The organism is Pseudoalteromonas sp. PS1M3, assembly GCF_016865405.1.
GTDB lineage: Bacteria > Pseudomonadota > Gammaproteobacteria > Enterobacterales > Alteromonadaceae > Pseudoalteromonas > Pseudoalteromonas marina.
Genome location: NZ_AP022624.1, coordinates 3147559 through 3173007 on the forward strand (window position 1 = coordinate 3147559; position 25449 = coordinate 3173007).

Genomic DNA, 25449 nt, shown 5'->3' on the forward strand with positions numbered 1-25449 from the left:
AAAGATAATAAAAATTATAAACGTGAATACTATTAACAAAAAAATACGGATGTGGCTTTTTTTCAGTGTATGTATTGCTTGCTTTAGCGCTAATGCTAAACAAATAGCGATAGTTATTGATGATATAGGCTACCACCAAAGAGACTTAGAGTTTTTAACCTTACCTGGGCAATTGACCTATTCAATTTTGCCCCACACACCCTATTCGCAAGTTTTTGCAACACGTGCTAGCAAAGCAAATAAAGAGCTGCTTTTACATGTGCCTATGCAGGCACTTAACGGCAAAGCACTAGGGCCTGGTGCGCTTACTCTTGATATGGACAAAGCTCAACTTCAACAAACGCTAGGAACAGCACTAGCAAGTTTACCGCAAGTTAGAGGTGTTAATAATCATATGGGCTCTGCATTAACTCAGCAAAGCCAAGCCATGAAATGGACAATGGAAGTACTTAAAAAGCGCGAGTTGTACTTTTTAGATAGCCGAACAACTGGCTTAAGCCAGGCACAAAATGCTGCAAACTTTTTTGGGGTTGAAAATATTGGTCGCCATGTTTTTTTGGACAACATAACAACAGCAGATCAACTTCAGTTTAGGCTCGATGAACTTAAACAAAAAGCAACAGATCACAATTTTGCCATTGCCATTGCTCACCCTTATCCTGAGACCATTGCTTTTTTACGTAAAGCCCTGCCTGAGCTTACTCAACAAGGCTATGAGTTAGTACCTGTTTCTCAGTTAGTACAACGTAAATATATTCAGTTAGCGCAAGCTCAAGGGAAAACGATTAGCGCGCGATAATTAAATAAAACAAGATACTTCCTAGAATACTTGTCTACATTATTAATTTTCAATAAAAAAGCCCTGCATTTTAATGCAGGGCTTTTAAAAATATTACGCTTTTAGAACGTATCAGCTCATAGCGCTTTGTAACTTTTTCATTGCTGTTTTTTCAAGCTGGCGAACACGCTCAGCAGATACACTGTATTTTTCAGCAAGCTCTTGCAGTGTTGCTTTATCATCAGACAACCAGCGCGCACTTACAATGTCTTGTGAACGTTCATCTAGTGTTTTAAGTGCACTAAACAAACGAGTATGAGACTGTTCTTGCCATTGTTGCTGCTCAATGTCATCAGCTAAATCAGCAGAACCATCCGTTAAATATTGTACCGGTGAATAAGTGCTTGTTGGTGCGTCATCGTTATCATCACCCGTTAAGTCAAAGCCCATATCTTGACCGCTCATACGAGATTCCATTTCACGCACTTCTTTTTCGCTTACACCCAGCTCACTAGCAACAGTGCTAACCTCTGCTTGGTTAAACCAGCCTAAACGCTTTTTATTTTTACGAAGATTAAAAAACAATTTACGCTGTGCTTTTGTAGTAGCTACTTTAACTATACGCCAGTTCTTAAGAACAAATTCGTGTATTTCGGCTTTAATCCAATGCACTGCAAACGATACTAAACGAACACCCACGCTTGGGTCGAAACGTTTAACCGCTTTCATCAGGCCTATATTGCCTTCTTGAATAAGGTCAGCTTGTGGCAAGCCGTATCCCGAGTAGCTTTTAGCTATGTGCGCTACAAAGCGCAAATGCGACATAATGAGTTGCTTTGCAGCACTAAGATCGCCTTCTTCCTGAAGTTTTTTAGCAAGTTCTTGCTCTTCTTCAACTTTAAGCATAGGGATTGTGCTGACCGCTTGAAGGTAGCCATCCATGCTTGCGCTTTGTTGTCCAACTGTAAGTGCCATTGCGTATAAATCTTTACTCATTTTTCACCTCGGTGATAAACATTTGAAACCATCTTAGCACTCTTTCCTGAAGAGTGCTAACCCCAATTTAAAACTTTTTTAAAGTATAAATCAAGCGGTTTTTTAGCGTTATTGAAGTCTACTATAAGCGACTGAATAAGCGATGAATTAAGGGATTGCGGGTGATTAACGCCAGCTTTTCACTCTATTTACAATTCAGCTTGATATGGAGGGTAGTAGATAAATGTGACAGTTTTTATAGGACCTGAACAACCCAACCCAATAACATACGCGCTAAGCATTGAGTTAGTTCACTTGTATTAGCTTGCGCGAATGAGGAAGAGATAAACACGCTTATAAAGTTAAATGTATATTCACAAAGTTTACTTTGAAGCGAATAAAGCGCCAATAGCATAACCTATATAGCTCGCTTGATTAACAGCGAGCTATATAGGTGCGTATTACACTTTGTCTGGCTCTATTTCTTTAATGTATCGATTTACAGATAAGTAAGAGCCAACAAACCCCAAACTTGTAGCAAGTAAAACTAAAAAGCCAAATTCGCTAAGCGTTAAACCAATGAGTAAAAAGTTAGTTTGATACACACCAGCCACACTGTTTACGGCTGAAGAAAGCCACCACATCATCAATGCAACTGATATAAAAGCAAATAATCCACCAATAACGCCATACCAAATACCAGTCCATAAAAATGGTGCGTGTATAAACGTATTTGTAGCACCTACAAGTTTCATTACTTGTATTTCTTCTTTTTTATCCATAATCGATAGGCGAATAGTATTACCTATTATGAGAGTTACAGACGTTAATAATAATAAGGTAATGGTTATTACACTTTCTTTTAGCAAGCTAAGCAATGCATTTAAGCGCTCTAACCAGGCTATATCAAGTTTGCCAAAATCAACCTCACGTTCCGCTTCTAACTTAGTCATAAGTACCTTGGCGGCATTAGGCTGGCGGTGCCGCTTAGTAGGCGTAACTAGTACAACATCGGGTAATGGGTTGCTATCTAAATATTCTAGCGCTTGCCCAAAACCTGACACCTCCTGAAACTCTTTTAGCGCTTGCTGTTTTGAAATAAACGTTACACTCTCTACTTCAGGATATAAGGCTAGGCGCTTAACTAGCGTTGCTGTTTCTTGTTTCGTCATTGTTTGTTTTACAAATAACGATATTTCACTAGCCTCTTCAAAGCCACTACTAACTTGCTGAACATTTTTAACCACTAAGTAAAGTGTGGCAGGAAGCGTTAAGCTTAATCCAAGTACCGCAATTGTCATCATAGATGCCAGTGGTGTACGCCACATTTCACCCAGGCTATGAATCCCTTGGCGAAAAATATTAACGATAAAAAAGTAGCCATTTGAAATAAATGATTTTTTTTGTTTTTCGTTTTTGTTTTGGCGGCTTTTAAACAGTAAACTCATAATGCCCCCTGCGCTAATGGATCTTCAAGCATTCTGCCATCCTTTAACGTTAAGCTCCTATACTTCATGCGTGCAACAAGGCCTAAGTCATGGGTAGCAATAAGTACGGTTGTACCATGCTTATTAAAGTCTTCAAATAATTTAAGTATTTCCATTGAGAGTTCAGGATCTAAGTTACCCGTTGGCTCATCGGCAAGTAAAATTGGCGGAGAATTTACAATAGCGCGTGCAATACCGACTCGCTGTTGCTCACCACCCGACAACATAGATGGATGGCATTTAACTTTATCGATTAAACCCACTTTATCGAGCGCACCATGAACCCGCTTTGCGATTTGATTACGATGAGTTCCTTCGATGATCAGCGGTAGCGCGACATTATCAAATACAGTGTATCGTTCTAATAATCGATGGTTTTGAAAAATAATACCAATATCTCGGCGAGCATAAGGGATTTGTCGCGAATTAACTTTATTTAAATCAACACCATTAATAAATACGTTACCAGCAGATGGACGTTCCATTAAGCTGATAAGCTTTAAAAGTGTACTTTTACCCGCACCACTATGGCCTGTCAAAAAGGCCAATTCGCCAGGTTTTATATGAAAATTAACTTTTTCGAGGGCACGATGCCCCCCTGGATAGGTTTTACTTACTTGCTGAAAATTTATCATTTTTTATTATGCCAACCTCATTAAAGTGTTAATGCAATTGGTATTCCTCGCAATTAAAAAGGGAGCAAGCTCCCTTCTTGGTAAATTAAGCGTCGTCCTCATCTTGGCTAAATAATGCATCAATAAAGTCATCGCTTTTAAATGAACGCAAATCATCAATACCTTCACCAACACCAATATAACGAATTGGAATGTTAAACTTATCAGCTACAGCAAAAATAACTCCACCCTTTGCTGTACCATCAAGTTTTGACAAAGTAATACCCGTTAAACCCACACATTGGTTAAACAAGTTTACTTGGCTAATCGCATTTTGCCCTGTACCTGCATCTATAGTTAGCATCACCTCGTGCGGTGCATCAGGATCTATTTTTTTCATTACACGAGCTATTTTCTCAAGCTCTTGCATCAAATTATCTTTATTTTGCAGACGACCCGCTGTATCAGCAATTAACACATCTACATTACGCGCTTTTGCGGCCTGAAAAGCATCAAATACCACCGATGCACTATCGGCGCCGGTATGCTGTGCTATAACAGGAATACTATTGCGCTCACCCCATACTTGAAGTTGTTCAACCGCAGCGGCTCTAAAAGTGTCACCCGCAGCAAGCATGACCGACTTACCTTCATTTTGGAATTGCTTAGCTAGCTTACCAATCGTAGTTGTTTTACCAACCCCATTTACGCCTACCATTAAAATCACAAACGGTTTTTTTTCTGCTGGTATTGTTAATGGCTGTTCAGCAGTCTTTAGCATCGCTGCCATTTCTTGCTTCATTAGCTCGTATAAAGCATCGCCATCCTTAAGCTGCTTTCTATTTGCACCGTCCGTTAATCTATCGATTAACTTCATGGTGGTATCTACGCCTAAATCAGCCGTCAATAATTGAGTTTCAAGCTCTTCAAAAAGGTCATCATCTATTTTTTTACCACTAAAAATAGACGAAAATCCTGCGCCAATATTAACGCGGGTTTTTAGTAATCCTTTTTTAAGACGTGAAAAAAAGCCCTCTTTCTTAGGTTTTTCTTCTTTCTTAGCTTGCTCTGCTGCAATACGTTCTTGTTCTAAGCGCTGCACTTCGGCTTGCTCTGTTGCAATGCGTGCTTGCTCTATGCGCTGTGCTTCTGCTTGCTCTGCTGCAATGCGTTCTTGCTCTATGCGCTGGGCTTCTGCTTGCTCTGCTGCAGCACGTTCTTGCTCTAAACGCTGCGTTTCAGCTTGCTCTGCTGCAGCACGTTCTAGCTCTATGCGCTGTGCTTCTGCTTGCTCTGCTGCAATGCGTTCTTGCTCTATGCGCTGCGCTTCTGCTTGCTCTGCTGCAATGCGTTCTTGCTCTATGCGCTGTGCTTCTGCTTGCTCTGCTGCAATGCGTTCTTGCTCTAAACGCTGCGCTTCTGCTTGCTCTGCTGCAGCACGTTCTTGTTCTATGCGCTGCGCTTCTGCTTGCTGTGCTGCAGCACGTTCTTGTTCTATGCGCTGCGCTTCTGCTTGCTGTGCTGCAATACGTTCTTGCTCTATGCGCTGGGCTTCTGCTTGCTCTGCTGCAGCACGTTCTTGCTCTGCCGCAGCACGTTCTTGCTCTAAACGCTTGGCCTCTGCTTGCTCTGCTGTAGCACGTTCTTGTTCTAAACGCTGCGCTTCAGCTTGCTCAGCAAGGCGATTTTGTTGCTCCACTCTCTGCTGCTCGGCTTCCGCTTGTTCTTTTGCTAACAGCTCAGCATTTGCTCGTTCTATTGCTAACTTTTCCGCTTGCTCTGCAGCAACGCGTTCTTGCTCGGCTTTTTCAGCGGCAACGCGTTCTTCTTCTAAGCGTTTAGCTTCTTGCTCTGCTAAAGCTTGTTGTTTATCAGCCTCTGCTTTTTGTTCGGCTTGTTTTTTATCTGACTTACCAAAGCCGAGCCAAGACATTAATTTACTTTTTTTTGCCATACTTGCTAATAACCACTTATAAAAATCTGATAAACTAAAATTTGAAAATAGCTTGGAAGAGCCAACACACTTTGCCAGCCAAACAACCATTCAAAACATAAGTGTTCAATAGTAACACTTTTAATGCGGTTGAAAAATGAAGCTATACGTAATCTACTACAATATTATCTGAGCTAGATCCCAGATACCATTTTTTAGTGAGCTAAATGAGAAATAAAACAACTAAAAATAAAGCAATTACCAAATCTACTGATGGCTTTATTAGAGTGATAAGTGGGCAATTTCGTGGCCGAAAACTTCCAGTAAAAGACGTACAAGGTTTACGTCCTACTACAGACCGAATTAAAGAGACTGTATTTAACTGGTTAATGCAAGACACGCGTGAAGCTAAAGTTCTCGATTGTTTTGCAGGTTCTGGTGGGTTGGGGTTCGAAGCTCTTTCGCGTTTTGCAAGTACTGCTCTTTTTATAGAGCTTGACCCAAGTGCAGCAAAGCAACTAGCGCAAAACATAGCAACACTAAAATTACAAAATGCACAGGTAAGGCACACTAACTCTCTTTCATTTTTAGAACAAAAAAATAGTAATACGCCTTTTGATCTTGTTTTTGTTGACCCGCCTTTTCGCAAAAATTTAGCTCAAACTAGCTGTAACTTATTAGAAATAAATAATTGGCTTAGCGAAGAAGCACTAATTTACCTTGAAGTAGAGAGCGATCTAAATACGTTCAAACCACCTAGTAACTGGCTGTTAATTAAAGAAAAAAAAGCAGGCCAAGTATTTTGTAGACTCTACCAACGCCAGCTAAATTAATACTGTTTTACACTATGCGTTTCTGTTAATATTATCCTTTACATGTGGTGTTGCTTCGGATTACAATACCGCACCATTTTTGAACCACTTGATCAATGTTTGATCAACTTGAGCAACGCTCATAATTTAGGTAGGTGAATTTTTAATGCCAGTAATTAAAGTAAGAGAGAACGAACCGTTTGACGTAGCACTTCGTCGCTTCAAGCGTTCATGTGAAAAAGCAGGTATCCTTTCAGAAGTTCGTCGTCGCGAGCACTATGAAAAGCCAACAGCTGAGCGTAAGCGTAAGAAAGCTGCAGCAGTTAAGCGTCACATGAAAAAACTTTCTCGTGATAACGCTCGTCGCGTTAAATTATACTAATACATTAGGTCTTGTATAAATGAGCCTTTTAATAACGCTAAAAGATGCGCAAAAAGATGCGATGAGAGCTAAAGACAAACAACGTCTTAACCCTATTCGCATGGTACTTGCTGCAATCAAGCAACGTGAGATTGACGAGCAAATAACACTAGACGACGCAGGTATTACCTCCGTTATAGTGAAGCTTGTTAAACAACGTCGCGACTCTTACACTCAGTACAAAGATGCTGGGCGTGATGATTTAGCTGAAATTGAAGCCAATGAAATAGCAGCACTTGAAACCTTCTTACCTCAACAGTTGAGTGACGAAGAAATAATTGCTCTCATTGACGCGGCTATTGCTGATACTAACGCAGCAGGTATGCAAGACATGGGTAAAGTGATGGGTATAATCAAAAGCAAAGCTGAAGGTCGCGCCGATATGGGTAAGATCTCTGGTTTAATAAAGCAAAGATTAACCGCCTAACACTCCCTATACGTAAAGTATAATTGAAGTAAACCGAGCCTAGTGCTCGGTTTCTTTGTTTTTACGTCACTAAAAAGTAAACGTTATGCCTATATTCAAAAATGAAATTATTCATACTGACTCTATTTATTTAGCCGTCATTTTGATAAGTTAAGGTCCAATTATTTATACCTTACGAGTATAAATTTTAAGTTTCACTTTCGTTATTCTTCTTAATATTTCAGGACTGTATTTTACTAATGGCTGGAAAGATCCCACGAAGTTTTATAGATGATTTACTTGCCAGAACCGATATTGTCGACCTGATAGACTCTAAAGTTGGGCTTAAAAAAGCCGGTAAAGACTATCAAGCGTGTTGCCCTTTTCATAACGAAAAGTCTCCCTCGTTTACGGTATCGCAAGATAAACAGTTTTATCATTGCTTTGGCTGTGGGGCGAATGGCAACGCAATATCATTTGTTATGGAATACGACAAACTAGAGTTTGTTGATGCCATTGAAGAGCTTGCCAGCATGCTCAACTTGGACGTGCCCCGCGAACAAGGCGGTAGTTCTGCGCCAGAACGTACCGCTGCGCAAAAGCGTTCAGATTACGATTTGATGCTTCATACAGCTCGCTTTTATCAGCACCAACTAAAGCACCACGCTAACTCGGCCGCAGTCATTGACTATGTTAAAGGTCGAGGACTGAGCGGAGAAACCGTTAAAAAGTTTATGGTTGGCTACGCCCCTAGTGAATGGGATGGCTTATGTTTACAACTTGGCCGTAATAAAGAACAAAAAGAGCAACTCGTCGAATTAAAGCTCGCCTCAGAAAAAACACCAGGCAGGCAGTTCGACTTTTTTCGCGACCGCTTAATGTTTCCTATTCGTGATAAACGCGGCAGAGTTGTCGCCTTTGGCGGTCGCGTTATGCAAGCTGATCAAGGGCCTAAATATTTAAACTCTCCAGAGACTCGAATTTTTCATAAAGGGTTTGAGCTTTATGGCCTTTATGAAGCTAAACAAGCACACAAAAAGTTAGAGCACATTCTTATTGTTGAAGGCTACATGGATGTTGTTGCACTTGCAGAAAAAGAGATTGAATACGCTGTTGCAGCACTGGGAACCGCCACAACAAGCGAACACATGCATACGTTATTTAGAACGACCGATAAGGTCATTTGTTGTTACGATGGCGACCGAGCTGGACGCGATGCAGCTTGGCGGGCACTTGAAAATGCGCTCCCCTACTTAAATGACGGTAAAGCATTGAACTTTGTATTTTTGCCTGATGGAGAAGATCCCGATTCATTAGTGCAAAAAGAAGGTAAAGAAGCATTCGAACAGCGTTTAAGTGAAGCCGATGACTTTACTAAAGTCATGTTTAACAGATTAAGCCAAGAAATTGATTTAACACTCGATTCGGGTAAAGCAAAATTACTCAGTGCAGCCCTACCGCTCATTGAAAAAATTCCGAGTGAATTTTACCAAGAAAATATTTTAGAGCAATTAGGCAGGTTAATTGGGCGCACGCGTGAACAACTTAATAACCGATTAAAAACACCAAAACAGCAGCACTCTATTGAGCGAAAATTTAAAATAACCCCAATGCGACAGGCTATTGGTATTTTAATTCAGCATCCAAACCTAGCTAAAAGTGTTCCTTATTTGCCAGAACTTGCACAAATGAACATTGCAGGTATTGGTTTATTGCTTCGCTTGCAGCAACAAGCACTTGAAAAAGAGACTATCACTACGGCTCAGATACTCGAATTTTTTAGAGGTACTGACGATTATGAGCCTCTTATTAAGCTCGCTACTTGGCAACATGAAATAAATGAAGAGCGTTTAGAGACTGTTTTTAAAAATACTTTTAAATTTATTGAAGATCAGTGTTTAAATTATCGACTAGAGACCTTATTAATAAAAGACAAGACACAAGGTTTAAATAGCGACGAAAGACTAGAATGTCATTTACTAATGACAGCGTTAAAAGCGACTAACAGCTAGTCAGATCTAGTTTTGGATGTTATACTGTGCTATTCACTGCGTCACATTGTTCTGGTTGGCATTAATGTAAACCAAGTGATGGCGCCTGTTGTATCAACTTATCAGAGTGGAAGAAACAATCTCTATGGATCCAACTCCTCAGTCACAATTAAAACTTCTGATTCAAAAAGGTAAAGAGCAAGGCTACTTAACTTTTGCAGAAGTAAATGATCACCTTCCACAAGACATAATTGACTCAGATCAAGTAGAAGATATCATAAGCATGATTAATGACATGGGTATTAAGGTTAGCGAAAACGCGCCTGATGCCGATGAACTAATGATGCAAGAAACAACGACAGACGAAGACGCAGCTGAAGCTGCCGCTGCTGCACTTGCTACGGTAGAAAAAGAAATTGGCCGCACTACCGATCCAGTTCGCATGTACATGCGCGAAATGGGCACTGTTGAACTTCTTACACGTGAAGGCGAAATTGTTATCGCTAAGCGTATTGAAGAAGGGATCAACCAAGTACAAATTTCAGTTGCTGAATACCCTGAAGCAATCACTTACCTACTAGAACAGTGGGATAAGTTTGAAGCAGAAGAAATGCGTTTAAGCGATATCATCGTTGGTTTCATTGATCCAAACGAAGATGAAGCGCCAATTTCAGCAACTAATATCGGTTCGGAATTAAGTGAAAAACAACTTGATGACGACGATGAAGACGATGACAAAAGTGACGATGATGAAGATGAAGAAGAAGTAGATACAGGCCCAGATCCTGAAGAAGCTCGCATTCATTTTGAAAACTTACGTGATTTATACAATAAAGCACGTGATACGTTTGAAGCTAAAGGTCGTTCGCATCCTGATTCACAAGCTGCCATTTTTGAAATTGGTGAGCTTTTCAGAACCTTCAAGCTAATTCCTAAACAGTTTGATCGCATGGTTAACAACATGCGCGAAATGATGGATCGTGTTCGTGTTCAAGAACGTCTAATCATGAAACAAGCTGTACAAATTGCTAAGCTACCTAAAAAAGCATTCGTTAAGCACTTTGCTAATAACGAAACAGATCCTTCGTGGGTTGATTTAGAAATTTCAAACAACGAGAAATACTCAGCTAAACTTGAAGAAGTTAAACCTGAAATAATTCGTTGTATCAATAAGCTATCTATTATTGAGCAAACAACTGGTTTAAGCATAGAGCGTATTAAAGACATTAACCGTCGTATGAGTATTGGTGAAGCAAAAGCGCGCCGTGCGAAAAAAGAAATGGTTGAAGCTAATTTACGTCTTGTAATCTCAATTGCTAAAAAATACACAAACCGTGGTTTACAGTTCTTGGATTTAATCCAAGAAGGTAATATTGGCTTGATGAAAGCGGTAGATAAGTTTGAATACCGTCGTGGTTATAAGTTCTCTACTTATGCTACGTGGTGGATACGTCAAGCAATTACTCGCTCTATTGCCGACCAAGCAAGAACTATCCGTATCCCAGTACATATGATCGAAACGATTAATAAACTTAACCGTATCTCTCGTCAAATGTTACAAGAAATGGGTCGTGAGCCAAATCCAGAAGAATTAGCTGAACGCATGATGATGCCTGAGGATAAAATCCGTAAGGTACTTAAAATTGCTAAAGAGCCAATTTCGATGGAAACACCAATCGGTGATGATGAAGATTCGCACTTAGGTGACTTTATCGAAGACACCACCATTGATTCGCCAATCGATTCGGCAACAATGGAGTCGCTTCGTGGCGCAACTAACGATGTACTAGCCGGCTTAACAGCGCGTGAAGCAAAAGTACTTCGTATGCGCTTTGGTATTGATATGAATACCGACCACACCTTAGAAGAAGTAGGTAAGCAGTTTGATGTAACACGTGAGCGTATTCGTCAAATAGAAGCGAAAGCACTGCGTAAATTACGCCACCCTTCTCGCTCAGATTTACTAAAAAGCTTTTTAGACGCTAAGTAATTTAGCGCTTTGTATAAACTAAAAAGGCCGCTGTAGCGGCCTTTTTTCTATTTCAAGGAAATAAAGATGGCTTGGATCCAAATCCGTATCAATGCCAATGCTGCAACCGCAGATGCAGTAAGTGACCTATTAATGGAAGCAGGCAGTGCGTCTGTTACCTTTATAGATGCTAAAGACACCCCTATTTACGAGCCAAAAATTGGCACTGTTGAATTTTGGGCTGACACCACTGTAATTGGTTTATTTGAAGCTAATCACGATATGAACGAAGTGATCGCACTGTTAAAGCGCCACGACGAAATAAATGAATCTCTCGTTTACAAAATTGAACAGCTTGAAGATAAAGACTGGGAACGTGAATGGATGGATAACTTCCACCCTATTCAGTTTGGTGAAAAGCTATGGATTTGCCCTAGCTGGCGCGATATTCCTGATCCTGATGCTGTTAACGTTTTACTTGACCCTGGCCTTGCGTTTGGCACAGGCACACACGCAACAACAGCTCTGTGTTTAAAATGGCTAGAAAGCCAAGACCTTACCGGTAAAACCGTCGTGGATTTTGGCTGTGGCTCGGGCATTTTAGGTATCGCTGCTATTAAATTGGGTGCTGAGCGCATGATAGGGATAGATATTGACCCGCAAGCACTCGAAGCAAGCTTAGATAACGCTAACCGTAATGGCGTTGCTGACAAACTTGAAGTGTACCTGCCAGAAAATCAACCTGAGTTTACAGCCGATATTGTTGTGGCAAATATTTTAGCACAACCACTACGAGAGCTTCACAGTGTGATTTTAGGGTTGTTAAAGCCAGGCGGTAAAATTGCGATGTCTGGCATTTTAGAAGAACAAGCACAATCGGTTGCTGACATATACGCGCCCTTTATTGAGCTCGATGAAATTGCCATTGAAGGTGATTGGACCCGTGTTAGCGGTACAAAAAATAGCTAAGCATATACATTATAAATTTTAGAGTATTAACTCAAAAGTCGCATGTAAAGCCTGTATTTAACAGGCTTTACTATTTTTTTACAAAATAAAAAATAAACATTATTTATTATAAAAACACCATTCGTTCAAATTTCACACAAATAAACCCTTTCGTCATACGGTTATCAAATGTCAATACGAAAAGTGCAAAAAAAAGTCACTTTTGTTCAATTTATAGCCTTTGATTTTTGTCAAAAAAGCCGTAAACTTAGCGCCCCTTGAAAAGAGGCCTATTGAATACAGTGCGTATCGGTAAATACCAACTTGAGAATAATGTAATTGTTGCGCCTATGGCCGGCATTACAGACAGACCATTTAGACAACTCTGCCGTCGCTTAGGCGCCGGGCTTGCTGTGTCTGAAATGTTATCGTCAAACCCAAAGGTTTGGAAAACTGAAAAGTCGATGAATCGTATGGATCACAGCGGTGAGTCGGGTATACGCGCGGTGCAGATTGCAGGAGCTGATCCTGAGCTTATGGCGCAGGCCGCACAATTCAATGTTGCTAACGGTGCACAAATCATAGATATCAATATGGGGTGCCCAGCAAAAAAAGTGAACAAGAAACTCGCAGGCTCTGCTTTATTACAGTTTCCTGAACTCGTGGAAGAGATTATTGATGCAGTTGTTAATGCTGTTGATATACCTGTAACACTTAAAATCCGTACAGGGTGGGATCCGGATAACCGTAATGGTGTAGAGATTGCGAGAATAGCTGAACGTTATGGCATTGCATCACTGGCTGTGCATGGGCGAACACGCGCATGTATGTATAAAGGTGAAGCAGAGTACGCCACGATTAGGGATATAAAACGTTCAGTGTCAATTCCTGTTGTTGCAAATGGTGATATTACCTCGCCAGAAAAAGCAAAACAGGTTTTAGACTATACGGGTGCAGATGCCATTATGATTGGTCGAGCCGCCCAAGGTCGCCCTTGGATATTTAGGGAGATAGACCACTATTTGCGAACTGGTGAACACATGCAGCCACCTGCTATTGCAGAGGTGCGCAGTATTTTAATGGAGCATTTAACAAACCTCCATGCGTTTTACGGTGAGCCAATGGGCGCGAGAATTGCTCGCAAACATGTATCTTGGTATTTGCAAACCCATGACAGTGATGGTCAGTTTAGGCGAGTATTTAATGCGCTCGACAACTCAGAAGCACAGGTCGTCGCATTAGAGCAATACTTTAAAACACTAGCAGCTAACTAAGAAAGAAAGAGACTTTATAATGTTCGAACAAAACGTGACTTCTCCATTTATCACAAACCCTCATGTTCAGTCACACGAGAAACCGCAGCCATTGCGTGATGCAGTAAAAAAAGCTGTTCACCACTACTTAAAACAGCTTAACGGTCAAGATGTGCAAGACGTTTACGACCTTGTTCTTTCAGAGCTAGAAGCGCCATTACTTGAAGAAGTAATGACATACACACGTGGTAACCAAACTCGTGCAGCTATTTTACTAGGTATCAACCGTGGTACTTTACGTAAAAAGTTAAAAAAATACGGCATGAACTAAGATTCAGGCTGTGATAAATCACAGTTAATTATTAAAAAAGCACCTTAGGGTGCTTTTTTTATGTCCAAAATTTAGTAAGTGAGTTGCAAAATGCTCACGCTTATTGATGCTTTATAAGTCGTTTTTTAAGTTGTAATCAGTTAAAATGCCCGCTTCTAAGCTAGCTCATTAACTGAGGAAATCAAACTACAATGGATACTCATCGTCCCATTCGTCGCGCACTATTAAGTGTGTCTGATAAAACCGGTATTGTTGAATTTGCCCGCGCACTAGAAGCGCAAGGTGTAGATATTTTATCAACTGGCGGTACATGTAAACTCCTTGCTGATAACGGCATAAAAGTGACTGAAGTTTCAGATCACACCGGTCACCCTGAAATCATGGATGGCCGCGTAAAAACCCTTCACCCTAAAATTCACGGCGGCATTTTAGCTCGTCGCGAACAAGATGAAAGCGTAATGGCAGATAACAACATCTCTGCTATCGATATTGTTGTAGTTAACTTATACCCCTTTGCGAATACTGTCGCTCAAGAAAACTGCAGCCTTGAAGATGCCATTGAAAATATTGATATTGGCGGCCCGACAATGGTTCGTGCAGCTGCTAAAAATCACAAAGACGTAACGATTGTGGTAAACGCAAGCGATTACGATCGCGTTATTAGCGAAATTCAAAATAACAATGGTTCAACTACGTATAAAACACGTTTTGATTTAGCTATTGCCGCCTATGAGCACACAGCTCAATACGATGGCATGATTGCTAATTACTTTGGCAAAATGGTTCCTGATTACACTGAAGAAGCCGTTGAAGACACTAAGTTCCCACGTACTATCAACATGCAATTCACTAAAAAGCAAGATATGCGTTACGGTGAAAACTCACATCAAGATGCTGCTTTTTACGTTGAAAACGATGTAAGTGAAGCATCAGTTGCAACTGCTACTCAGTTACAAGGTAAAGCACTGTCGTTTAATAACATTGCAGATACCGATGCAGCCCTTGAGTGCGTTAAAGAATTTGATGTACCTGCGTGTGTTATTGTTAAACACGCAAACCCGTGTGGTGTTTCAATTGGTGAAGATATTCTTAGTGCTTACGAGCGTGCATTTAAAACAGACCCAACATCAGCGTTTGGCGGCATTATTGCCTTTAACCGCGAGCTTGATGCTGCAACAGCACAAGCCATTGTTGACCGTCAATTTGTTGAAGTGATTATTGCCCCGAGCATTTCAAGTGAAGCTGCAAAAATTGTTGAAGCTAAAAAGAACGTACGTTTATTAGCGTGCGGACAATGGAGTGGCAAAGCAACGGGCCACGATATTAAACGTGTAAACGGCGGCGTTTTAGTACAAGATCGCGACCTAGGTATGGTTACTCAAGGCGACTTAAAAGTCGTCTCTAAGCGTCAGCCTTCTGAGCAAGAACTTAAAGATTTACTGTTTTGCTGGAAAGTCGCTAAGTTTGTTAAATCAAACGCGATTGTGTATGCCCGCGACGGTATGACTATTGGTGTAGGCGCAGGCCAAATGAGCCGCGTTTACTCTGCTAAAATAGCGGGTATTAAAGCTGCTGATGAAAACCTAGAAGTACCGGGTTCTGTTATGGCATCGGATGCGTTTTTCCCATTCCGCGATGGCATAGATGCTGCTGCAGCCGCTGGTATAACAGCGGTTATTCAACCGGGTGGTTCAATGCGCGATGAAGAAGTTATCGCGGCCGCGGATGAAGCGGGCATGGCTATGGTGTTTACTGGCATGCGTCACTTCCGCCACTAATCACAAAAAGGGTTAAGCTCAACGTTTAACCCTTTTTGTTTGCAAGCAATTCACGTATTCTGATTATTCTAACTCCTAATTTTAATGTGAAGGAACAAACGATGAAATTTGCACTAAAGTCTCTACTTGTTGCTAGCCTAGCACTTACTTCAACAATGGCATTGAGCCATAACCATGAATCAAGCCTAAGCCACGCAATAAAAGCAAGCGAGCGAAGCGCTAAAAATAGTGCTCGTGATGAATATCGCCACCCTGAGCAAACATTGGCATTTTTTGGCTTTAAACCGTCAATGACCGTTGTAGAAATTGCGCCAGGTGGTGGTTGGTACAGTGAAATTTTAGCGCCAGCATTGAAAGAGCAAGGCTTATACTACGCTGCTCATTTCCCTAGCGACTCATCGGTTGGTTACTATCAACGCTCATTAGCTGCGTTTAAACAAAAAGTAGCTGAAGACGAACGCTTTAGTAATGTTAAAATTACAGAGTTTGCCCCTTTAACCCACCTAGATATTGCGCCTGCAGAATCTGCCGATATGGTACTTACCTTCCGCAATGTGCATAACTGGTATATGGGTAAAGATACAGACGGTGCATTGAGCGCATTTAAAGCGTTTTATAAAGCACTAAAACCAGGTGGTACATTGGGTGTGGTTGAGCATCGTTTAGCTGAAAACCGTGCTGATGAGGATCAAAAAACATCAGGTTATATGAAACAGAGTTACGTGGTTGACCTTGCAAAGCAAGCAGGATTTGAGCTAGCAGCAACTAGTGAAATTAATGCTAATCCAAAAGATACAGCCGATCACCCTAAAGGGGTGTGGACGCTACCACCTAGCTTAAGACTTGGCGAACAAGACGCTGAAAAATATAAAGCTATTGGTGAAAGCGACCGTATGACGCTTAAATTTAAAAAACCGCTTTAAATAGGAATAGTACGCCATGAATGTATTAGTCATTGGCAGCGGCGGCCGCGAACACGCACTTGCGTTTAAGGCCGCTCAAAACAGTAAAGTAAATACCGTGTTTGTTGCTCCAGGTAACGCAGGTACTGCACTTGAGCCTAAACTCGAAAACGTTGCAATTAACGTTGAAGATTTAGATGGCTTATTAAAATTTGCTCAGCAAAACAATGTAGAGCTCACCATTGTAGGCCCTGAAGTACCGCTCGTATTAGGTGTTGTGGATAAATTTCGTGAACATGATATGGCTATATTTGGCCCAACAGCGGGTGCTGCCCAGCTTGAAGGCTCTAAGTCGTTTACGAAAGACTTTTTAGCACGTCATGATATACCAACCGCCGATTACCAAACATTTGAGCAAATTGACCCGGCCCTTGCTTATTTAAAAGAAAAAGGTGCGCCAATTGTAATTAAAGCCGATGGTTTAGCCGCAGGTAAAGGCGTTATTGTTGCAATGACACATCAGGAAGCTGAAGACGCTATTCGCGATATGCTTGCCGGTAATGCCTTTGGTGATGCTGGTAGCCGTGTTGTTATTGAAGAGTTTTTAGAAGGCGAAGAAGCCTCTTTCATTGTGATGGTAGATGGTAAAAACGTCCTTCCGTTTGCAACAAGCCAAGATCATAAACGTGCTTATAATGGCGATGCCGGCCCAAATACTGGCGGTATGGGTGCATACTCTCCTGCGCCAGTGGTGACAAACGAAATCCACCAACGCATTATGGATGAAGTGATCACCCCGACAGTAGAAGGCATGGCAAGCGAAGGCCACCCGTACACTGGCTTCTTGTATGCAGGTTTAATGATAGATAGCTCAGGTACACCTAAAGTTATCGAGTATAACTGTCGTTTTGGCGACCCTGAAACACAACCTATGATGCTACGTTTACAATCAGATTTAGTTGAACTGATTGAAGCGGCTAACCGTGAAGAACTAGATAAAACCGCCATCGAGTTTGACCCACGCGCAGCGGTAGGCGTTGTACTTGCAGCTAAAGGCTACCCGGGTGACTACCCTAAAGGCGATGCTATTTCAGGCCTTAAGGTTAACTACCCTGCTGATGAAAAAGTATTTCATGCGGGTACTAAACAAAGCGGCGATGATGTTGTTACTGCCGGCGGCCGTGTTTTGTGCGCAACGGCATTGGGTAATAGCGTAACAGAAGCACAACAACGAGCCTACGAGCTGGTTAAACAAATTAGCTGGGATGGTATGGAGTATCGAACTGATATTGCTTATCGTGCTATTGCTCGCGAGCAGTAAGCTAATAAAAATTGATTGGTATGACCAATTAATTTAACTAAAAAAGCGCAGTTCGCCTGCGCTTTTTTAGTGCTACACTAATTAAAAGTTTTTAAAAAGTAAGCATACATTGGAACTTAGAACTTTACGTTATCATTCACTTGCTGTTGCCATTTTGATATTTATATTTTTTATTATCAATACATTGGCTTCAAACCTAGTAGTGCCTACTCGTTACACAATTGATAAAACATCACCAATGTACCTCAATCACGCCTACTACATTGATGAAACCAAAAACCAAACATTCGATGCAATTATCAAGCAACCTAATTTACTTACCCATGCTCCTTTTTCAGAAATTCCTTGGAGTTTTACTCAGCAAAATTATTGGTTGTTTCTTGATTTAGAAAACAAAAGCCAAGAAAGTCAAAAAGTAGTTGCTCACTTTGATAACCCAATGGCCGATCACCTCACAGTTTATCGTTTAGATAAAAACAACCATATATTAAAAACTTATAAGTTGGGTGATAGAGAAAAAAAACTGACTTTGTTTCAGTACAGCGTGCCACACATCAACTTTTTGATGGAGCAAAAATCAACCCAGCGCCTCGTTATTAAAATAGACACCGTGGGCATTAGCAAAACACCTATCAATTTATACCGCGATAAAGAATTTGTAGATTTAATGCGTTCTCAAACTGGTATTTGGGGAATATTTGCTGGCGTATTACTCATGGCTGCACTTTACAACCTAGTACTCTATTTTGGTATAAAAGACCGGGTTTACCTTGTTTATATTGGTTACATAATTAGCGCACTGATACTAATGGGTATAGTGCTTGGGTTTGGGTTTTACCTTTGGCCTTTAGAATGGCAACTATTTTTTCATCACAAAGTCATTGTGAGTAATTACGCTGTTTCGTTTTTTACTCTCGCCTTTTGTACTATGTTTTTGCGCTACCATAAAGATAAGTGCTGGCGATACACAATGAGCAAAGCGCTGCTTTCTCTTATGTTTGTTATGGGTATAGCTAGCTTTTTTATTCCTGAAAACATCGCTGCGCCACTTTTTTTCTGCGTATTAGCGCTGCTATATGTTGCATGCACTATATTAATTTATAAAAAACTGCTTAGTGGTTTTAGATGGGCCAAATTTTACGTTTTTTCGTGGGTTCCCCTTATTTTAGGTGCTGTAATACAACCACTGGAGCTCACCGGCGTGATTGATTACAGCTTCACTTCGCGTCACGCCTTTTTGGTGGCGATTTTATGTGAAATTGTTTTAATGGCCATGGCGTTGGCTGATCGTGTACGCTATCAACGAGAGCGCGCGCTTTACCATGCAACTCACACTCAACAAACTAAGTTGCTTAATAGCTCTAAGCTCAAACAAGCATTTATGTCCCTGCAAAGCCAAAACCGTTCTACCACCTTGTGCCTAATAAAAATATGTCATTTTAATTCGCTTAATACCATCATTACATCGACTCAAGGTTACACCCTCATAAAGCACATTGCTGAGCGACTAGAGAATGAATTAATGCACGAAAGAGAGTTTGCAAACCTTGAAACCGATTTAAATAACAGTCCTCGTCTGGCTGATTTAAACAGTGGTGTATTTGCTTGTATCTCAACCAAAAACCAAAACCAAGACACACTCAAAACACTACTCACAAAAGTCATTAGTAACCTCCCCAAGCAATATGAAATTAAAGGTTTGAGTCTGCAACTCAACTACACAATTGGCATTAGTAGTGCAAACCAAAGTAATGATTTTGAATATTGGTTAAAGCGCGGTTACTTAGCCTTAAAAGATGCAAAAGGACGTGCAGATCGCGTTGCGTCGTCTGCAATTAATAACAGTTTAATAATGGATGTTGGTTTGGCGGCTCATTTGCAAAAAGCAATTAAAACAAACCAGCTTGCGCTGTATTATCAACCGCAAATAAGTTTAGTCAATAATCAAGTAATAGGCGCTGAAGCGCTACTACGCTGGCCTGATCCCACCTATAAAAACATTTCGATTGAAGAGCTTGTAATATTGGCTGAGCATACCGGAATAATTAATGAGCTGACCTTGTGGGTTATTGAACAAGCTTGTAAAGATCTTGTAGAGCTAATTAACAGCGGCCATAAAGAGCACACAATTAGCGTTAACTTAAGCGCTAAAAACTTAGCCATTAATAACTTAGCTGAAAAAATAGAAAATATATTAATTAAACATCAAGCACCCGCTCACTTACTTAAGTTTGAATTAACTGAATCTGCCTTTGTAGAAAGCCAAGACGTGCTCATTAAATTAGTTGATGAATTATCAGCATTAGGAATAAAAGTTGTACTCGATGACTTTGGCACAGGTTACGCATCATTGAGCTACCTTGTTAACTACCACTTTAGCGAGCTTAAAATAGATAAATCATTTATTTTTGACCTCGTTAATAACCCCGCTCACCAAGTCATAGTTCAAACATCAATAGATATGGCGCACCAGCTTAACTTGTCAATTACTGTAGAAGGTGTTGAAACTCAAGAAATCCACCAGCTATTAAAACAAATGAATGCAGACCGCGCACAAGGTTATTTATATGCTAAAGCGTTGCCTTATCCTGAGTATGTTAATTTCTTAAAAAGCCAATACAGTTTAAAAATGTTAGACTCTCCTTTTTAAACATCTTTAGGGGCTATGTGAAGATGCAAGGCACACTGCGTAAATTAAAATCGAGCTTAACAGAACCCGTTCAATATCAACTTCCCGTTGGCGATGAGCTAGTTAACTTAAATGCTTTTATAGGTAAAGAACTAACGCTTACATTTAGCGGCACTATTTTGTGTTCTAACTGCGGTAAAAAAACCAAAAAAAGTTATTCTCAAGGCCATTGTTTTGTTTGTATGCGTAAGCTCGCTAGCTGCGACATGTGTATTATGAAACCAGAAACCTGCCACTACGATCAAGGTACATGTCGAGAGCCACAGTGGGGCGAAGCTAATTGTATGATCCCACATTACGTTTACTTAGCTAACACCTCGGGATTAAAAGTAGGTATTACGCGCCATACACAAATACCTACACGTTGGGTTGACCAAGGCGCCACTCAAGCTTTACCTATTTTTAAAGTACAAACACGCTTGCAGTCGGGCTTGGTAGAGGTTGCATTAGCAGAGTTTATTGCCGATAAAACTAATTGGCGCAATATGTTAAAAGGTCAAAACGAAGCTATAGACTTAAAAGCTGCCGCCGCTGAGCTTATTCCACAAATTAGCGATAAACTAAACGAGCTTAGTGAGCTATTTGGCGCAACAGCCATAGAACAACTTGATGAAGACGTGGTTGATTTAAACTTTCCAGTCACCGAATACCCAACCAAAATCAGCTCATTTAACTTTGATAAAAATCCCGTTGTAAGCGGTATTTTACAAGGTATTAAAGGCCAATATTTAATATTTGATAACGGCGTTATTAATATACGTAAATTTACTTCATACGAAGTAACTGTAGGCTAACCATGTTAAACAGCTTTCCACAGTTAATGGTTATTTATAATGAGCTTGAAATAGTGCGAAACCAGCTAGAGCAAAATGAGTGCTTACACGGTGTTGCATCAAGTGAACTAACTAATGTAAGAGTGCTTAATAAACAAGGTCAATACCTTAACCTGCAAGGTCAACTTTACTCAGCCTTAACCGAAGAGCAGCTAGCACACCTTGTTACTGCTTACCTATTAAATGAAGGGCATTGTTGCCTAGGTAAAATTAAAACGCTAAGTACTTCACAGGCATTTGATTTACTCGGGCTTTAAACATACTTTTAATAACTATTGCTCGCTAAGCACTTTAATATGCGCTACTGCACTTCTACCCAATGCTGATAGCGCATAGCCCCCTTCCAAATACGATATAACTCCCTTACAGCCACCTTCTTTTGTTACTTTGCATAGCTGCTCAGTGAGCCAAATGTAATCGTCTTCTACAAAATTCAGGCTTGCCATGTCATCTTCTACATGTGCGTCAAAACCTGCACTTATAAATAACAGTTCAGGCTTAAAATCCTTTAATTTCGGTAACCATTGGGTGTTGAATACCTCTTTTAAATCGTCCCCATTGCTTGCAATAGGTAAAGGCGAATTAACAATATGGTTATTATTTTTAACCGCTGTATTTGGGTAAAACGGGTATTGAAATAACGAGCAAAGCAGTACCCTGTCATCATCAATAAAAATATCTTGGGTTCCGTTACCGTGGTGTACATCAAAATCGGCAATTGCAATACGTTTGATGCCTTTGCTTTGTGCATACTTAACAGCAATCGCTAAGTTATTAAATACACAAAACCCTGATGACGAGTGCTTATTGGCATGATGTCCTGGCGGACGCACAGAACAAAATGCCGCGTCGAGTTTATTATCAAGTATTTCATCTACCGCTAAAACCCCGGCCCCCACCGCGCGCTCAATTGCTTTAAATGAGTCAGGGCAAAGCCATGTATCGCCATCGAGATTATTTAAGCCCTCTTGAGGAATTAATCGCTCAACCAAATTAACAAGCGCCTCATCATGCGCTAGTAAATAATGTTCTCGATGAGCTTTAGGCGCTTGTAAATGCTTTAACCCCACGTCTACGCCACTGGCAAGTAAGCGATCAGTTATCGCATCTAAACGTTCTGGGCACTCAGGGTGGTCGTCTATCATTTTATGTTTACGGCAATGTGGATGTGAGATAACTGCAGTACGCATAAAAACTCCAAAAACCAAATAAGTGAAAACTTAATATAACAAAGCCACCCGATGGTGGCTTTGCGACTTTGGTGTATAACTATATAACTTGAGCGTTAATCATTTAGTTTTTAAATTTAAATTTCTAAAGTCAAAGCTAAAGTCGGTCACGGCTGTTGAAACTGCACGCATGTTGGCGCTATTAACACGGTTAGCTGTACTCATTTCAAAACTAATAAACGCATCGGCTTCGAGCAGCTTTTCGTCCCACTTAACAATAAACGTGTTGCCTGTATAGTGCTCAAGTGTGCCTTTTAAGCGCTTTGTGTGCGTAAAATCAATTCGCAATTTACCATCAAGCTCTTCAATAATAACGTCGCCATACCAATCATCGTGTAATGTACCAGTATAATTTATACTAGGTAGCTGTGGCTGATAATCCGCAGGGGTTGGTGGTGTCGCATTTGCGTATGCTTTTTGCTTACCTTCAAAATGCTTTTTGGCTAAATCTTCAACCCAATCTTTATCCTCTAGGTTGAGCACATCCTCAAGTACTTCGTGAGTAACAGCACTTAAAGCACTAAATGCTTGCTGATTAGACAAAATAACAATACCGAGTTTTTTTTCTGGTAGTAAAGTAACCTGCGACACCATCCCTAAAATACCGCCACCGTGACCTAGCTTTTTAAAGCCGTGGTAGTCCTCTATACTCCAACCTAAACCATAACCTCTAAATTGTTGATGGTATGCCTCAAAGGCACTTTTAGATGCCATAGAGGTAATGTGCGGATGCCACATTTGCGCTTGTTGTTTTTCACTAAACAATTGATCGCCATTAGGCATTTTGCCGCCAGTCAATTGAGTGCGTAGCCATTGGCTCATATCGTTTACACTCGATGCAATAGCACCTGCGCCTCTAAAGTCTTCAAGGTAATTAACAAAAAATGGGTGTAAGCTTCCCTCCATTGGAATATGCCCTATTGCCCAGTTTTTATTACTTTTTGGGATACGCGAAAAACCTGCGCGTGAATTGGTCATTTTTAGCGGCTGTAAAATATGTTTTTCAACGTAATCGTTCCAGCTTATGCCAGATACACGCGCTACAACTTCACCTGCTGTTACAAACATCAGGTTGTTATAAGCGTATTTACTACGAAAACTGCTGGCTGGTTTTAAGTATTTTAACCCCGATAGAATATCAGCGACTGATTTATCTGTGCTTGGCCAAATCATTAAGTCGCCTTGCCCAAGGCCTAAACCACTACGGTGGCTTAGTAAATCGCGCACTCGCATTTCCCGGGTTACATATGAGTCGTATAATCTAAATTCAGGTAAATGGTCGATTACGCGGTCATCCCAGCGTAATTTCCCCTCATCGACTAATTTAGCTAACGCGGCGCTGGTAAATGCTTTTGTATTTGATGCAATACCAAATAACGTATCTTTATTTACTTCAGCCTTTGTATTTAGGTTTGCGATGCCAAACCCTTTAGCGAGTACAACCTCGTCATTTTCAACAATAGCAACGGCCATACCTGGCACATCAAAGCGCGCCATAGAGGTTTTAATGACCTCTTCTATTTTGTTGGTATCAACCTGTGCCCAAGTATTAAAAGTAGCACTGGCCAGTAGTGTAAAAGCCGCTAAATTAGTCAGTTTCATGTTAGTCCTTTTATTATTGATGCACTGCAAATTCAATTGCTGCACGTTCTTTATTAGGATCGCTCTTTTGTGGGCGATTAAGTATTGCATCACTGTAAGCCTTTGGTACGCCCGCTTCAAGTGCTCCGCGATGAACATGTTTAACGTACCAATCGTAGGGTAAAACGTCCTCGTCGTGTGTATTTGCAATATAACAATGGGTATCAATTGTTTGCCCATTTAACAGCTCAACCGTTATATCTACACAGTCGTAACCTGGGCCTTCTATCGCATCTAAAGTGAGTTTTTCGTCAGTGTTAACCTCATAGACCACACCGTATACTAAGGCATCTGCTTTATCAGTTTTTTGAATACTGCATTTACCCGAACCATCAGAAAAAAGCATATCAAAGGTTAGCTCATACCCTTTAAGGATTGCTGTGCCCACACGCTTTGCATTTGGCAAACGTGCCAACAAACGATTAGACGACATGTTAGATCCAAACGAAAAATTATATAAAGGCATGTTTACTCCTGCTTGTATTACATAAATTGAACAAGTTAAATAACAACACGTACAGCCAACGCAATTAAAATAACGCCAATACCTCGGTCAAACCAGTAGCCGCGTTGCTGAAAAAAATCACGCACGCAGGCTTTAGAAAGTACCAACGAAAGCGCAGAAAACCACGCCCATGTTGCAAGCGCCATATAAATACCATAACCAATTTGCACACTCACTGGCGTTGTTTGACTTATTACCAAGGTAAATAACGACATAAAAAAGAGCGTGGCTTTTGGGTTCAGTGCGTTAGTGAAAAAACCGCGTCTAAAAGCAACCCAAATAGACTCTTCAGGGGCTGTTTGGTTATCAATATTATTGGTTGATGATGCGCCCGGCTTAGCTGCTCTTAGTGCTTGTATTCCAAGATAAGCCAAATAAGCGCCAGCTACATATTTAAGTGCCATAAACAAACTAGGCGATTGAGACAAAATAAGCGCCACACCCATTACACAATAAGCTATGTGCAACAAAATAGCGCCGCCAACGCCTGCACTTGTCCACAATGCGTTTCGCCTACCTTGTTGCACACTTTGCTTTAGCACAACAGCAAAGTCAGGGCCTGGGCTCGCTACTGCAAAGAAGTGAGCAATAACAATTAATAAAAATTCATCTAAATAGTCCACACTTATCCTT

General features: G+C 40.7%; 23 protein-coding genes. 15 read left to right on the forward strand and 8 right to left on the reverse strand.

Features of this window, described 5'->3' with window-relative positions:
• The first annotated feature begins 49 nt into the window (after positions 1-49).
• Positions 50-799, forward strand: a complete 750-nt coding sequence (locus PS1M3_RS14705) for a divergent polysaccharide deacetylase family protein (protein WP_010556638.1) — start codon at positions 50-52, stop codon at positions 797-799.
• Positions 800-910: 111 nt separating this feature from the next.
• Here PS1M3_RS14705 and rpoH read toward each other — a convergent pair whose 3' ends face one another.
• The 4 genes from rpoH to ftsY all read right to left on the reverse strand — a co-directional run bounded on the left by rpoH (position 911) and on the right by ftsY (position 5808).
• Positions 911-1774 (reverse strand): RNA polymerase sigma factor RpoH, encoded by an 864-nt coding sequence (gene rpoH / locus PS1M3_RS14710; protein ID WP_008128777.1) that lies wholly within the window; start codon positions 1772-1774, stop codon positions 911-913.
• A 440-nt stretch (positions 1775-2214) separates the two neighbouring features.
• Entirely contained in the window at positions 2215-3201 is a 987-nt protein-coding gene (gene ftsX / locus PS1M3_RS14715; protein ID WP_006794807.1) for a permease-like cell division protein FtsX, read from the reverse strand.
• Complete coding sequence (gene ftsE / locus PS1M3_RS14720; protein WP_006794808.1) at positions 3198-3875, reverse strand: cell division ATP-binding protein FtsE; 678 nt, start codon at positions 3873-3875, stop codon at positions 3198-3200. Before ftsE ends, ftsX begins: the two co-directional genes overlap by 4 nt.
• 85 nt (positions 3876-3960) lie before the next feature.
• Positions 3961-5808 (reverse strand): signal recognition particle-docking protein FtsY, encoded by a 1848-nt coding sequence (ftsY, locus tag PS1M3_RS14725; RefSeq protein WP_203985224.1) that lies wholly within the window; start codon positions 5806-5808, stop codon positions 3961-3963.
• 206 nt (positions 5809-6014) lie between these two features.
• On the opposite strand from ftsY, the gene rsmD reads away from it, so the two are divergent.
• The 14 genes from rsmD (at position 6015) to PS1M3_RS14795 (ending at position 21698) form a co-directional block, all read left to right on the forward strand.
• Complete coding sequence (gene rsmD / locus PS1M3_RS14730) at positions 6015-6620, forward strand: 16S rRNA (guanine(966)-N(2))-methyltransferase RsmD (protein ID WP_138740495.1); 606 nt, start codon at positions 6015-6017, stop codon at positions 6618-6620.
• A 145-nt stretch (positions 6621-6765) separates the two neighbouring features.
• Positions 6766-6981 carry a 30S ribosomal protein S21 gene (gene rpsU, locus PS1M3_RS14735; protein WP_002957797.1) on the forward strand — a complete coding sequence of 72 codons (216 nt, stop codon included), beginning with the start codon at positions 6766-6768 and terminating at the stop codon, positions 6979-6981.
• Positions 6982-7000: 19 nt separating this feature from the next.
• Positions 7001-7447: a GatB/YqeY domain-containing protein gene (locus PS1M3_RS14740; protein ID WP_008128764.1), complete on the forward strand. Its 447-nt coding sequence runs from the start codon at positions 7001-7003 to the stop codon at positions 7445-7447.
• Positions 7448-7686: 239 nt separating this feature from the next.
• Positions 7687-9438: a DNA primase gene (gene dnaG / locus PS1M3_RS14745; RefSeq protein WP_138740497.1), complete on the forward strand. Its 1752-nt coding sequence runs from the start codon at positions 7687-7689 to the stop codon at positions 9436-9438.
• A 124-nt stretch (positions 9439-9562) separates the two neighbouring features.
• Positions 9563-11407 (forward strand): RNA polymerase sigma factor RpoD, encoded by a 1845-nt coding sequence (gene rpoD / locus PS1M3_RS14750; RefSeq protein WP_006794813.1) that lies wholly within the window; start codon positions 9563-9565, stop codon positions 11405-11407.
• 66 nt (positions 11408-11473) lie between these two features.
• Positions 11474-12355 carry a 50S ribosomal protein L11 methyltransferase gene (gene prmA, locus PS1M3_RS14755; RefSeq protein ID WP_008128759.1) on the forward strand — a complete coding sequence of 294 codons (882 nt, stop codon included), beginning with the start codon at positions 11474-11476 and terminating at the stop codon, positions 12353-12355.
• Positions 12356-12636: 281 nt separating this feature from the next.
• Complete coding sequence (gene dusB, locus PS1M3_RS14760) at positions 12637-13608, forward strand: tRNA dihydrouridine synthase DusB (protein WP_010556644.1); 972 nt, start codon at positions 12637-12639, stop codon at positions 13606-13608.
• Positions 13609-13627: 19 nt separating this feature from the next.
• Positions 13628-13918 carry a DNA-binding transcriptional regulator Fis gene (gene fis, locus PS1M3_RS14765; protein ID WP_002957804.1) on the forward strand — a complete coding sequence of 97 codons (291 nt, stop codon included), beginning with the start codon at positions 13628-13630 and terminating at the stop codon, positions 13916-13918.
• Positions 13919-14109: 191 nt separating this feature from the next.
• On the forward strand, positions 14110-15696 hold the full coding sequence (gene purH, locus PS1M3_RS14770; RefSeq protein ID WP_203985226.1) for a bifunctional phosphoribosylaminoimidazolecarboxamide formyltransferase/IMP cyclohydrolase: 1587 nt from the start codon (positions 14110-14112) through the stop codon (positions 15694-15696).
• Positions 15697-15797: 101 nt separating this feature from the next.
• Entirely contained in the window at positions 15798-16619 is an 822-nt protein-coding gene (locus tag PS1M3_RS14775; protein ID WP_006791164.1) for a class I SAM-dependent methyltransferase, read from the forward strand.
• A gap of 16 nt (positions 16620-16635) precedes the next feature.
• Entirely contained in the window at positions 16636-17919 is a 1284-nt protein-coding gene (gene purD, locus PS1M3_RS14780; RefSeq protein ID WP_008128752.1) for a phosphoribosylamine--glycine ligase, read from the forward strand.
• Between the two features lie 109 nt (positions 17920-18028).
• On the forward strand, positions 18029-20569 hold the full coding sequence (locus PS1M3_RS14785) for an EAL domain-containing protein (RefSeq protein ID WP_006791166.1): 2541 nt from the start codon (positions 18029-18031) through the stop codon (positions 20567-20569).
• Positions 20570-20592: 23 nt separating this feature from the next.
• A complete protein-coding gene (locus tag PS1M3_RS14790) occupies positions 20593-21402 on the forward strand; it encodes a DUF2797 domain-containing protein (protein WP_138740510.1) in 810 nt (269 codons plus the stop codon).
• Between the two features lie 2 nt (positions 21403-21404).
• Positions 21405-21698, forward strand: coding sequence for a hypothetical protein (locus tag PS1M3_RS14795; protein ID WP_008128741.1), 294 nt, complete (start codon positions 21405-21407; stop codon positions 21696-21698).
• Positions 21699-21713: 15 nt separating this feature from the next.
• Here the strand turns inward: PS1M3_RS14795 and PS1M3_RS14800 are convergent, their stop codons facing one another.
• The 4 genes from PS1M3_RS14800 to PS1M3_RS14815 all read right to left on the reverse strand — a co-directional run bounded on the left by PS1M3_RS14800 (position 21714) and on the right by PS1M3_RS14815 (position 25439).
• On the reverse strand, positions 21714-22631 hold the full coding sequence (locus PS1M3_RS14800; RefSeq protein ID WP_008128740.1) for a histone deacetylase family protein: 918 nt from the start codon (positions 22629-22631) through the stop codon (positions 21714-21716).
• Between the two features lie 99 nt (positions 22632-22730).
• The gene (locus tag PS1M3_RS14805; RefSeq protein WP_008128738.1) at positions 22731-24272 is read right to left on the reverse strand and encodes a serine hydrolase; all 1542 of its coding nucleotides are present in this window, start codon (positions 24270-24272) and stop codon (positions 22731-22733) included.
• Between the two features lie 13 nt (positions 24273-24285).
• A complete protein-coding gene (locus tag PS1M3_RS14810; protein WP_008128736.1) occupies positions 24286-24777 on the reverse strand; it encodes a gamma-glutamylcyclotransferase family protein in 492 nt (163 codons plus the stop codon).
• Between the two features lie 35 nt (positions 24778-24812).
• A complete protein-coding gene (locus PS1M3_RS14815; RefSeq protein WP_203985233.1) occupies positions 24813-25439 on the reverse strand; it encodes a LysE family translocator in 627 nt (208 codons plus the stop codon).
• Positions 25440-25449 lie beyond the last annotated feature (10 nt).